We start from the raw sequence: 12,067 nt of genomic DNA on the forward strand, positions 1-12,067 counted from the left end.
TGCGGCCAGGACAGGGGACGCTGTCCCCTGTAATATCGCCCACAAATTTCTTAATTCAGTCCTTGCCATGACGACAGCTCAAACACTTTTTAGCCATCTTCCGGCGACCGACCGCCTGCTGCGCGATGCCGCCTTTAGCGCCCTGCTTGCCGAGTTCGGCCATACCCGCGTGGTTGCCACGCTGAGAACGCTGCAAAACGAAGCGCGCGAGCACATCCGCTCGGCAAGCAAGCTGCCGGACTGGAGCGAGGACTGGGCGAAGAAAACGCGTAGCGTGCTCGAGGCCAGCCAGCGCAGCGCTCTCCAGCCCGTGTTCAACCTGACCGGTACCGTGCTGCACACCAATCTTGGCCGGGCATTACAGGCTGAAGAAGCTATCGCGGCAGTGACGGAATCCATGCGCTCCGCCGTCACGCTGGAATATTCACTGGACGATGCCGGGCGCGGCCACCGGGATCGCGCCATCGCCGACCTGCTTTGTGAGCTGACCGGGGCGGAAGACGCCTGCATCGTCAATAACAATGCGGCGGCGGTTCTGTTGATGCTGGCGGCCTGCGCAGACGGCGGTGAAGTGGTAGTTTCTCGCGGCGAACTGGTGGAGATTGGCGGCGCGTTTCGCATCCCCGACGTCATGCGTCAGGCGGGCTGCGGGCTGGTTGAAGTCGGCACCACCAACCGCACGCACCTGAAAGATTACCGCGCGGCAGCGGGGGAAAATACCTCGCTGCTGATGAAGGTCCACACCAGCAATTACCACATTGAAGGCTTCACCAAAGTCGTTAGCGAGGCCGAGCTGGTTACGCTGGGCAACGAACTCGACCTGCCAGTCGTCACCGATCTGGGCAGCGGCTCGCTGGTGGATTTAAGCCAGTGGGGCCTGCCGCCAGAGCCGATGCCGCAGCAGCTGATCGCCGATGGCGTGAGCCTGGTGAGCTTCTCCGGCGATAAACTGCTCGGTGGCCCGCAGGCCGGGATTATCGTCGGCAAAAAGGCGCTGATCGAGCGTATTCAGAGCCACCCCCTGAAGCGTGCGCTGCGGGCCGACAAAATGACGCTGGCGGCGCTGGAAGCCACACTGCGGCTGTACCAGCACCCGGAAACGCTGGTTGAACGCCTGCCAACCCTGCGCCTGCTGACCCGCAGCGCCGAAGATATCCACCGGCAGGCCAGCCGCCTGCTGCCCGCATTTGAAGAGCGCTTTGGCGAGCAGTTCGACGTGCGCGTTGAAGCGTGCCTGTCGCAAATCGGCAGCGGCTCTTTACCCGTTGATCGCCTGCCTGGTGCCGCTCTGACCTTCACGCCAAAAGACGGACGTGGCACAACGATCGCCTCGCTGACGCAAACTCTGCGCGAGCTGGAAAGGCCGGTGATTGGCCGCGTGGCCGAGGGCCGCCTGTGGCTGGATTTACGCTGCCTCGAAAACGAAGCGCTGCTGCTGGAGGGACTCGCCCAGTGATTATCGCCACCGCCGGGCACGTCGACCACGGCAAAACCACCCTGCTTCAGGCGCTGACCGGCGTGAACGCAGACCGCCTGCCGGAAGAGAAAAAACGCGGCATGACCATCGACCTCGGCTACGCCTACTGGCCGCAGCCGGATGGCCGGGTTATCGGCTTTATCGACGTGCCCGGGCATGAAAAGTTTCTGGCCAACATGCTGGCTGGCGTCGGCGGCATCGATCATGCCCTGCTGGTCATCGCCTGCGATGATGGCGTGATGGCGCAAACCCGCGAACATCTGGCGATTTTACAGCTGACCGGCAACCCGCAGATCACAGTCGCGCTGACTAAAGCCGACCGCGTGAGCGACAGCCGCATTGCGGAAGTCCGCGATGAAGTTACTGCATTACTGGGTGATACCCAGGCCGCAATCTTTGTGACCGCCGCCACCAGCGGGGAAGGCGTCGAGGCGCTACAGCAGCATCTCAAAGGGCTGGGCGAACGCCCTCATGCCACGGCACATCGCTTCCGCCTCGCCATCGACCGCGCCTTTACGGTCAGGGGCGCAGGGCTGGTTGTGACCGGCACGGCGCTGAGCGGCGAAGTCAATATCGGCGATTCACTCTGGCTGACGGGCGCAGAAAAACCGATGCGCGTGCGCGGCCTCCACGCTCAAAACCAGCCGGCAACCCGCGCGATGGCCGGGCAGCGTATTGCGCTGAACATCAGCGGTGACGCGGAAAAAACCGACATAAGCCGGGGCGACTGGCTGCTGAGCGACAAACCTCTGCAGCCGGTTGAGCGCGTCATCGTCGAGCTGCAAACGCTGCAGCCGCTCCAGCAATGGCAGCCGCTGCATATTCACCATTCTGCCCGCCACGTGACCGGGCGAGTTTCGCTGCTCGAAGGTAATTTGGCCGAGCTGGTGCTGGATGTCCCGCTGTGGCTGGCGGATAACGACCGCCTGGTGCTGCGCGATATCAGCGCGCGCATCACGCTCGCCGGAGCCCGTGCCGTGCTGCTTCATGCGCCACGCCGTGGTAAACGCCAGCCTGCCTTCCTGAGCTGGCTGGGTGAGCTGGCAGAAACCACCGATGACCAGCAAGCGCTGGGATCTCACCTGGCGCGAGGCGCCGTTTTGCTCAACGAATTTAGCTGGGCGCGTCAGTTAACAACGCAAGGGCTTCAGGCCTTACTTACGAAGCCGGGATACTTGCAGGCGGGCAACGCGCTGTTAAGCCCGGACGTGGCCGCTGCCTGGCAGCAAAAACTGCTCGACGCGCTGGCTCGCTACCACCAGCAACACGACGATCAGCCGGGGCCGGGGAGAGAACGCCTGCGCCGCATGGCGTTGCCCGCAGAGGATGAAGGTCTGGTACTGTCGCTCATCGAAAAAATGCGCGGTGAAGGCCTAATAATGAGCCGCCAGGGCTGGCTGCATCTGCCGGGACATGAACCTGGGTTTTCCTCAGCACAGCAGGCCGTGTGGGATAAAGTCGACGCCCTGTTCGGCGACGAGCCGTGGTGGGTCCGTGACCTGGCCAAAGAAACCGGTGAAGAAGAGCAGGTCATGCGCCAGCTGCTAAGATCCGCCGCTCAGCAAGGGCTGGTCACCGCGATTCTGAAAGATCGTTATTACCGGAACGATCGCCTGCAGGCGTTTGCCGATCTGATCCGCGAGCTGGATCAAACCCACGGCGCGACCAACGCCGCCGACTTCCGCGACAGGTTGGGCGTGGGCCGCAAACTGGCGATTCAGATTCTGGAGTATTTCGACAAAATTGGCTTCACCCGGCGGCGCGGCAACGACCATCTGCTGCGCGATAAGGCGCTATTTTTACCGGCGTAATATTCCATTCTGCGGGAAGAGGTCTGCCCTCTTCCCCAGGGAATCCGTGAAGCATGTCGTAAAGCCGACGCGAAATGGCGAAGAAACAGACAGCCCGAACTACCCTTGTGAGTGAACCATCACAAGGAGACGGCCATGACAAATAATCCTCCCGATACCCGTATTATTCCCGGCGAGTATGGTTTCCCGCTCAAACTTAAACCCCGTTACGACAACTACATCGGCGGCCAGTGGGTTGCCCCGGTTGGCGGCCAGTACTATGCAAACCTCACCCCGGTAACCGGCCAGCCGCTGTGCGAAATCGCCAGCTCCGGCAAGGCCGACATCGACCTGGCGCTGGATGCTGCCCACGCGGCTAAAAAGGGCTGGGGACAGATGTCCGTGCAGGAGCGCGCGACTATCCTGCTAAAAATTGCCGACCGCATGGAGCAAAACATTGAGCTGCTGGCGACGGCGGAAACCTGGGACAACGGCAAACCGATTCGCGAAACCAGCGCCGCCGACGTGCCGCTGGCTATTGACCATTTCCGCTATTTCGCCTCCTGTATTCGAGCCCAGGAAGGCGGCATCAGCGAGGTGGATAAAGACACCGTCGCCTATCACTTCCACGAACCGCTGGGCGTGGTGGCGCAGATTATCCCGTGGAACTTCCCACTGCTGATGGCGAGCTGGAAAATGGCCCCGGCGCTGGCGGCGGGCAACTGCATCGTACTGAAGCCTGCGCGACTGACCCCGCTCTCCGTGCTGCTGCTAATGGAGCTGGTTGGCGACCTGCTGCCGCCGGGCATGGTTAACGTGGTCAACGGCGCGGGCGGCGAAATTGGTGAATACCTGGCGACATCCAAACGCATCGCTAAAGTGGCGTTTACCGGCTCCACCGAAGTCGGCCAGCAGATCATGCAGTACGCCACCCAGAACATTATCCCGGTCACGCTGGAGCTGGGCGGCAAATCCCCGAACATCTTCTTCGCCGACGTAATGGAAGAGGAAGACGCCTTCTTCGACAAGGCGCTGGAAGGCTTTGCGCTGTTCGCCTTCAACCAGGGCGAGGTCTGCACCTGCCCGAGCCGAGCGCTGGTGCAGGAGTCCATCTACGAACGTTTCATTGAACGCGCGATCCGCCGCGTAGAAGCCATTCGCTCAGGCAACCCGCTGGACAGCCGCACCCAGATGGGCGCGCAGGTGTCTCAGGGGCAGATGGAAACCATCCTCAACTACATCGACATCGGCAAGAAAGAAGGTGCGGATGTACTTACTGGCGGGCGCAGAAAAGCGCTGACGGGCGACCTGCAGGCGGGCTACTACCTTGAGCCCACCATCTTGTTCGGTAAAAACAACATGCGTGTGTTCCAGGAAGAAATTTTCGGGCCGGTGCTTGCCGTCACTACGTTTAAAACCGTGGAAGAGGCGCTGGAACTGGCGAACGACACCGAATACGGCCTGGGCGCGGGCGTGTGGAGCCGCAACGGCAGCCTGGCGTATAAAATGGGGCGCGGCATTCAGGCCGGGCGCGTGTGGACCAACTGTTATCACGCCTACCCGGCGCACGCGGCGTTCGGGGGCTACAAACAGTCCGGGATTGGGCGCGAAACCCATAAGATGATGCTGGAGCATTATCAGCAGACGAAGTGCCTGCTGGTGAGCTATTCCGATAAGCCGCTGGGCCTGTTCTGAGGATTGACCCTCACCCTAACCCTCTCCCTGGCAGGGAGAGGGGACGAGTTAGCGTTGCCTGTTAGATATTTTCTCCTGGCTCGCCTGGGGAGAGGATTGCTTCACCTTCCACTTCTTTCCTCCCTCGCTCCTATGGAGAGAGGATTGCTCCACCTTTCACTTCTTTCCTCCCTCTCCCCTTTGGGGAGAGGGCCGGGGTGAGGGGAAAACCTAGCGCAGCCGCTCAGGATGCGTATAAACCGTTGCCCGCCCAGGCCGGTTAAAGCCCACCAGCGTGAGATTTGTCCGCTGCGCAACTTCAACCGCTAATGAGGTCGCCGCAGACACCGCGAACAGGATTTCAATGCCGCACATCGCGGCCTTCTGCACCATTTCATAGCTAGCCCGGCTCGACACCAGCGCAGCGCCGTTGTGCCACGGGTTACGGCTGCGAACGCCGAGCATTTTATCCAGCGCTACGTGGCGGCCAATATCTTCCCTTCCGTCGAGGATGTGGCCCTCTAGATCTAGCCAAAGTGCCGCATGGGTACAGCCGGTCAGCTCGCCGACGGGCTGGTAGTCACGCATTTTTTTCAGCGCCGCATCCAGGTTTTCCAGGGCAAAAGTCTGGGTAAACGGCAGCGGCGGAACCGGGCGGCCAATGTCGTTTAACTGCTCGACGCCGCAAACGCCGCAGCCGGTTCGCCCGGCCAGCGCTCGCCGGCGCTCTTTCAGCCCCATAAAGCGGCGGCTGGACAGCTCAATTTGCACTTCAATACCGTTGCAGGACGGCGACACATCCATCCCATAAATCTCCGCAGGGCTTTCAATGATGCCTTCGGACAGCGAAAACCCGAGGGCAAACGCTTCGAGGTCTTTAGGCGATGCCATCATCACAACGTGTGAAATGCCGTTGTAAACCAGCGCCACGGGCACTTCCTCCGCCAGCCAGTCGGTTTCTGCCACGGAGAGATTGCCCCGGTGCCAAAGATCAACGGTGCTGGCACCTGCGATCTGCCCCACGGTTTCTTTTTCAGAGTAGCGAAATTTGTTCACTTAGTTTTAACCATTCGAGAACACCCTCAGGACCATTGTGGTATTCTACTTAATACCCCTTCCGGATGAAGGGAAGAAAGCCATCAAAATCTATACTGGTTCTAATTGTGAACCTTTGCGGGTTACCCCGCAAAATAAATCCTAAGCAATGTGAAATGTCGAAATGTAAGGAGCGATCCATGCAGGTCAGCAGAAGGCAGTTCTTTAAGATCTGCGCTGGCGGTATGGCAGGCACCACGGCAGCAGCACTGGGTTTTGCCCCCGGCGCTGCGCTAGCGGAAACCCGGCAGTACAAGCTGCTGCGCACCCGTGAAACCCGTAACACCTGCACATACTGCTCCGTGGGCTGTGGGCTATTGATGTATAGCCTCGGCGACGGCGCAAAAAACGCAAAAGCCTCAATTTTCCATATCGAAGGTGACCCGGACCACCCGGTAAACCGCGGCGCGCTGTGCCCGAAAGGGGCCGGTCTGGTGGACTTCATCCACTCCGAAAGCCGCCTGAAAACGCCTTCTTACCGCGCGCCAGGCTCCGATAAATGGCAGCCAATCAGCTGGGACGATGCCTTTAACCGCATCGCGAAGCTGATGAAAGAAGACCGCGACGCCAACTTCATCGAAAAGAACGACCAGGGCACCACGGTCAACCGCTGGCTCTCCACGGGGATGCTTTGCGCCTCCGCGTCCAGCAACGAAACCGGCTATTTAACCCAGAAATTTTCCCGCGCCCTCGGCATGCTTGCCGTGGATAACCAGGCGCGTGTCTGACACGGACCAACGGTAGCAAGTCTTGCTCCAACATTTGGTCGCGGTGCGATGACCAACCACTGGGTTGATATCAAAAACGCCAACCTCATCGTGGTAATGGGTGGGAACGCGGCAGAAGCGCATCCGGTGGGATTCCGCTGGGCGATGGAAGCCAAAATTCACAACGGCGCGAAGCTGATTGTGATCGATCCTCGCTTTACGCGAACCGCTTCGGTGGCGGATTTCTACACGCCTATCCGTTCCGGGACCGACATTGCATTCCTGTCGGGCGTCCTGCTGTACCTGATAAACAACAACAAATTCAACCGCGAGTACGTCGAGTCTTACACCAACGCCAACCTGATTGTGCGTGAGGACTTCGGCTTCGACGACGGCCTGTTCACCGGCTACGACGCGGCAAACCGCAAGTATGACAAAACCACCTGGAACTACGAGCTGGATGAAGAAGGCTTCGCCAAACGCGATCTGACGCTTCAGCACCCGCGCTGCGTGTGGAACCTGCTGAAAGAGCATATTTCCCGCTACACGCCGGATGTGGTCACCAGCATCTGCGGTACGCCAAAGGAAGACTTCCTGAAGGTGTGCGAGTACATCGCCGAAACCAGCGTGGCGGACAAAACCGCATCGTTCCTGTACGCCCTGGGCTGGACACAGCACTCCATCGGCGCGCAGAACATCCGCACCATGGCGATGATCCAGCTGCTGCTCGGCAACATGGGGATGGCGGGCGGCGGCGTTAACGCCCTGCGTGGTCACTCCAATATTCAGGGTCTGACCGACCTCGGCCTGCTTTCCACCAGCCTGCCGGGTTACATGAACCTGCCCAGCGAAAAACAGGTGGATATCGACAGCTATCTGGCGGCCAACACGCCGAAACCGCTGCTGAAAGGCCAGGTGAACTACTGGGGCAACTACCCGAAATTCTTCGTCTCGATGATGAAAGCCTTCTTTGGCGACAAAGCGACGAAAGAAAACAGCTGGGGCTACGACTGGTTGCCGAAGTGGGACAAAGGCTACGACGTGCTGCAGTACTTCGAGATGATGAGCCAGGGCAAGGTCAACGGCTATCTGTGCCAGGGCTTTAACCCGGTGGCCTCGTTCCCTAACAAGAACAAGGTCGTGGCCTCGCTTTCGAAGCTGAAGTTCCTGGTCACCATTGACCCGCTGAACACTGAAACCTCCAACTTCTGGCAGAACCACGGCGAGATGAACGACGTTGATCCGTCGCAAATCCAGACCGAGGTGTTCCGCCTGCCATCCACCTGCTTCGCGGAAGAGAACGGCTCCATCGTCAACTCCGGGCGCTGGCTGCAGTGGCACTGGAAGGGGGCAGATGCGCCAGGGGAAGCGCTGAACGACGGCGAAATCCTCTCCGGCATCTTCACCCGCCTGCGCCACATGTACGAGCGCGACGGCGGCAAAGTGCCTGAGCAGGTGCTGAACATGACCTGGCAGTACCTGACCCCGGATAACCCGGCGCCGGAAGAAGTGGCTATGGAAAGCAACGGCAAGGCGCTGGCAGACCTGATTGACCCGGCCACCGGCGCGGTGCTGGTGAAAAAAGGGCAGCAGCTCAGCTCCTTTGCTCAGCTGCGCGACGACGGGACAACGTCCAGCGGCTGCTGGATCTTCGCCGGGAGCTGGACACCGGACGGCAACCAGATGGCCCGCCGCGACAACGCCGACCCGTCAGGCCTGGGCAACACGCTCGGCTGGGCATGGGCGTGGCCGCTTAACCGCCGCATTCTGTATAACCGTGCTTCCGCCGATCCGTCGGGTAAACCGTGGGATGAAAAACGCCGCCTGATCTCCTGGGATGGCGCGAAATGGGGCGGCATCGACGTGCCGGACTACAGCACCGCCGCGCCGGACAGCGGCGTCGGGCCGTTTATCATGCAGCCGGAAGGGCTGGGTCGCCTGTTTGCCCTCGACAAGATGGCAGAAGGGCCGTTCCCGGAACACTACGAGCCGTTTGAAACGCCGCTGGGTACCAACCCGCTGCACCCGAACGTGGTCTCCAACCCGGCGGCACGCGTGTTTAAAGATGACCTGGAGGCGATGGGCACGCACGACAAGTTCCCGTATGTCGGCACCACCTATCGTCTGACGGAGCACTTCCACTACTGGACCAAGCACGCGCTGCTCAACGCCATCGCGCAGCCGGAGCAGTTTGTCGAGATTGGCGAGAAGCTGGCCAACAAGCTCGGCATCGCCCACGGCGACACGGTGAAGGTCTCCTCCAACCGCGGCTACATCAAGGCCAAAGCGGTGGTGACCAAGCGTATCCGCACGCTGGACGTTCATGGTCAGAAGGTAGATACCATCGGGATCCCGATTCACTGGGGTTACGAGGGCGTGGCGAAGAAAGGCTTTATCGCCAACACCCTGACGCCGTTTGTCGGGGATGCCAACACGCAAACGCCAGAGTTCAAGGCGTTCCTGGTCAACGTGGAAAAGGTGTAACGGAGACGAATTATGGCTTATCAATCTCAGGACATTATCCGTCGTTCCGCCACTAACGGCTTCACGCCCGCGCCTCAGGCGCGGGATCACCAGCAAGAGGTCGCCAAGCTTATCGACGTCACCACCTGCATCGGCTGTAAGGCCTGCCAGGTGGCGTGCTCGGAGTGGAACGACATCCGTGATGAAGTGGGGCACAACGTCGGGGTGTACGACAACCCGGCGGACCTGACCGCCAAATCCTGGACGGTGATGCGCTTCTCAGAAGTGGAGCAGAACGACAAACTGGAATGGCTGATCCGCAAAGACGGCTGTATGCACTGCGCGGATCCGGGCTGCCTGAAGGCGTGCCCGTCGGAAGGGGCGATTATTCAGTATGCCAACGGCATCGTCGACTTCCAGTCCGAACAGTGCATCGGCTGCGGCTATTGCATTGCGGGCTGCCCGTTCGACGTGCCGCGCCTGAACCCGGAGGACAACCGCGTCTACAAATGCACCCTGTGCGTAGACCGCGTCACCGTGGGCCAGGAGCCTGCATGCGTGAAAACCTGTCCGACCGGGGCGATTCATTTCGGCTCGAAAGAGGATATGAAGACCCTCGCCGGCGAGCGCGTGGCGGAACTGAAAACCCGTGGTTATGACAACGCAGGTTTGTACGATCCGGCAGGCGTTGGCGGGACGCACGTGATGTACGTGCTGCACCATGCGGACAAGCCGACGCTGTATCACGGCCTGCCGGAGAACCCATCCATCAGCCCAACCGTGAAGTTCTGGAAAGGCGTCTGGAAACCGCTGGCCGCCATCGGCTTTGCGGCAACCTTCGCCGCCAGCGTCTTCCACTACGTTGGGGTCGGCCCGAACCGTGCCGATGAAGAGGACGATAATCTGCACCATGACGACGACGAGGTGCGTAAATGAAAAAGCAACCGACCATTCAGCGCTATAGCGCGCCGGAGCGCATCAACCACTGGATCACCGCCTTCTGCTTCGTGCTGGCGGCGGTGAGCGGACTGGGCTTTTTCTTCCCGTCCTTCAACTGGCTGATGGGCATTCTCGGCACGCCGCAGCTGGCGCGCATCCTCCACCCGTTCGTTGGGGTGGTGATGTTCGCCTCCTTCATCATCATGTTTTTCCGTTACTGGCACCACAACCTAATCAATCGGGATGATATCTTTTGGGCGAAGAATATTCGTAAGATCGTCGTCAACGAAGAAGTGGGAGACACCGGGCGCTATAACTTCGGCCAGAAATGCGTGTTCTGGGCGGCGATTATTTTCCTGGTGCTGTTGCTGGCGAGCGGCGTGATTATCTGGCGTCCTTACTTTGCGCCAGCCTTCCCAATTCCGGTTATTCGATTTGCGTTAATGCTGCATTCATTTGCCGCGGTAGCGTTAATTGTGGTTATCATGGTGCATATTTACGCCGCCCTTTGGGTAAAAGGCACCATCACCGCGATGGTGGAGGGCTGGGTTACCACGACGTGGGCGAAGAAACATCACCCGAAATGGTATCGCGAAGTCCGCCGGAAACAGGAAAAGTCATCTGAATGAGTATTCGCATAATCCCGCAAGATCAGCTGGAGAAGAGCGAGAAACGCACGGCGGAAGTGATTCCGCCGTTATTATTCCCCAGGCTCAAAAATCTCTACAACCGCCGTGCTGAACGCCTGCGCGAGCTGGCTGCCAGCAACCCGCTGGGCGACTATCTGCGCTTTGCCGCGCTGATTGCCCACGCGCAGGAAGTGGTGCTGTACGACCACCCCCTGGAGATGGATTTAACCGCCCTGATTGCCGAAGCAGCTAAAACCGGCAAGCCGCCGCTGGATATTCACGTCCTGCCGCGCGACCCGCACTGGCAGCGCCTGCTGCAGTCGCTGATTGCCGAGCTGAAGCCTGAGATGGACGGTCCGGCGTTAGCGGTGATTGAAAATCTTGAAAAGGCGTCTTCGCAGGAGCTGGAAGAGATGGCCACCTCGCTGTTCAACGCCGACTTTTCGCTCGTCAGCAGCGACAAGGCGCCGTTTATCTGGGCCGCGCTGTCGCTCTACTGGGCGCAAATGGCGACGCTTATCCCCGGCAAAGCCAAAGCCGAATATGGCGAACAGCGCCAGTTCTGCCCGGTTTGCGGCTCGATTCCGGTTTCCAGCATGGTGCACATCGGCACCACTAACGGCCTGCGTTATTTGCATTGCAATCTATGCGAAACCGAATGGCACGTGGTGCGCGTGAAGTGCAGCAACTGCGAGCAGACCCGCGACTTAAACTACTGGTCGCTGGACAGCGAACAGGCGGCGATCAAAGCCGAAAGCTGCGGCGACTGCGGCACCTACCTGAAAATTCTCTATCAGGAAAAGGACCCTAAAGTGGAAGCCGTCGCCGACGACCTGGCCTCGCTGGTGCTTGACGCCCGCATGGAGCAGGAAGGCTTCGCCCGCAGCAGCATCAACCCGTTCTTATTCCCTGGCGAAGGGGAATAAAACTGCCCTACCGGCCAGCTTGCGCTGGCCGGTAGTTTTCTTTTCTAACGATCAGCCGCGCTTAATCAGCTGGGTGATTTGATCGTTTTGGATCTGATGCTCCACGCCCTGCGCGTCATAGTAGCGCGTCAGTCCGGTTTGCTTATCCACCTCTGGTTTACCTTTGGTGACGATCATTTCCCCATTTTTGGTCGCCATTACGTAGCTGCTGGAGCAGGCCACAACCGAGAACGCCACCGCGCCAACCAACATCATCCCGAACAGTTTTTTCATGTTTGCTAACCCTTTGTTGTTTTTAGACGCTGGATTGTAACGGGATGAAATGCAACCGGTTGTTACCGAGTATTGCTAAGGGAGACAGGACTTA

9 protein-coding genes are annotated in these 12,067 nt (G+C 59.6%); 7 read left to right on the forward strand and 2 right to left on the reverse strand.

Features of this window, described 5'->3' with window-relative positions; all coding sequences use genetic code 11:
- The first annotated feature begins 67 nt into the window (after positions 1-67).
- From selA to exaC, 3 genes are all read left to right on the forward strand, one after another.
- Entirely contained in the window at positions 68-1,456 is a 1,389-nt protein-coding gene (gene selA / locus WFK85_RS09180; RefSeq protein ID WP_336706574.1) for an L-seryl-tRNA(Sec) selenium transferase, read from the forward strand.
- Positions 1,453-3,288 carry a selenocysteine-specific translation elongation factor gene (gene selB, locus WFK85_RS09185; protein WP_336706577.1) on the forward strand — a complete coding sequence of 612 codons (1,836 nt, stop codon included), beginning with the start codon at positions 1,453-1,455 and terminating at the stop codon, positions 3,286-3,288. Before selA ends, selB begins: the two co-directional genes overlap by 4 nt.
- Before the next feature lie 135 nt (positions 3,289-3,423).
- Entirely contained in the window at positions 3,424-4,962 is a 1,539-nt protein-coding gene (gene exaC, locus WFK85_RS09190; protein WP_336706579.1) for an acetaldehyde dehydrogenase ExaC, read from the forward strand.
- 210 nt (positions 4,963-5,172) lie between these two features.
- Here the strand turns inward: exaC and fdhD are convergent, their stop codons facing one another.
- Positions 5,173-5,964 (reverse strand): formate dehydrogenase accessory sulfurtransferase FdhD, encoded by a 792-nt coding sequence (gene fdhD, locus WFK85_RS09195; protein WP_442892214.1) that lies wholly within the window; start codon positions 5,962-5,964, stop codon positions 5,173-5,175.
- A gap of 212 nt (positions 5,965-6,176) precedes the next feature.
- On the opposite strand from fdhD, the gene fdnG reads away from it, so the two are divergent.
- Genes fdnG through fdhE form a run of 4 tightly spaced genes read left to right on the forward strand, consistent with a single transcriptional unit; the run spans position 6,177 to position 11,700 of the window.
- On the forward strand, positions 6,177-9,227 hold the full coding sequence (gene fdnG, locus WFK85_RS09200) for a formate dehydrogenase-N subunit alpha (protein WP_336706584.1): 3,051 nt from the start codon (positions 6,177-6,179) through the stop codon (positions 9,225-9,227).
- A 12-nt stretch (positions 9,228-9,239) separates the two neighbouring features.
- On the forward strand, positions 9,240-10,142 hold the full coding sequence (gene fdxH / locus WFK85_RS09205) for a formate dehydrogenase subunit beta (RefSeq protein ID WP_008458719.1): 903 nt from the start codon (positions 9,240-9,242) through the stop codon (positions 10,140-10,142).
- On the forward strand, positions 10,139-10,774 hold the full coding sequence (gene fdoI / locus WFK85_RS09210; RefSeq protein ID WP_008458721.1) for a formate dehydrogenase cytochrome b556 subunit: 636 nt from the start codon (positions 10,139-10,141) through the stop codon (positions 10,772-10,774). Before fdxH ends, fdoI begins: the two co-directional genes overlap by 4 nt.
- Positions 10,771-11,700: a formate dehydrogenase accessory protein FdhE gene (fdhE, locus tag WFK85_RS09215; RefSeq protein ID WP_336706585.1), complete on the forward strand. Its 930-nt coding sequence runs from the start codon at positions 10,771-10,773 to the stop codon at positions 11,698-11,700. Before fdoI ends, fdhE begins: the two co-directional genes overlap by 4 nt.
- A gap of 51 nt (positions 11,701-11,751) precedes the next feature.
- Here fdhE and WFK85_RS09220 read toward each other — a convergent pair whose 3' ends face one another.
- Positions 11,752-11,973 carry a YgdI/YgdR family lipoprotein gene (locus WFK85_RS09220; RefSeq protein ID WP_008458725.1) on the reverse strand — a complete coding sequence of 74 codons (222 nt, stop codon included), beginning with the start codon at positions 11,971-11,973 and terminating at the stop codon, positions 11,752-11,754.
- Positions 11,974-12,067: the final 94 nt, after the last annotated feature.

Source organism: Cedecea sp. VD22 (assembly GCF_037150195.1).
Lineage (GTDB): Bacteria > Pseudomonadota > Gammaproteobacteria > Enterobacterales > Enterobacteriaceae > Cedecea.

Bases quoted from the DNA above. Each gene is read 5' to 3' on its own strand.
- selA (WP_336706574.1), top strand. From the start codon at position 68: ATGACGACAGCTCAAACACTTTTTAGCCATCTTCCGGCGACCGACCGC.
- fdhE (WP_336706585.1), top strand. From the start codon at position 10,771: ATGAGTATTCGCATAATCCCGCAAGATCAGCTGGAGAAGAGCGAGAAA.
- exaC (WP_336706579.1), top strand. From the start codon at position 3,424: ATGACAAATAATCCTCCCGATACCCGTATTATTCCCGGCGAGTATGGT.
- fdxH (WP_008458719.1), top strand. From the start codon at position 9,240: ATGGCTTATCAATCTCAGGACATTATCCGTCGTTCCGCCACTAACGGC.
- fdoI (WP_008458721.1), top strand. From the start codon at position 10,139: ATGAAAAAGCAACCGACCATTCAGCGCTATAGCGCGCCGGAGCGCATC.
- WFK85_RS09220 (WP_008458725.1), bottom strand. From the start codon at position 11,973: ATGAAAAAACTGTTCGGGATGATGTTGGTTGGCGCGGTGGCGTTCTCG.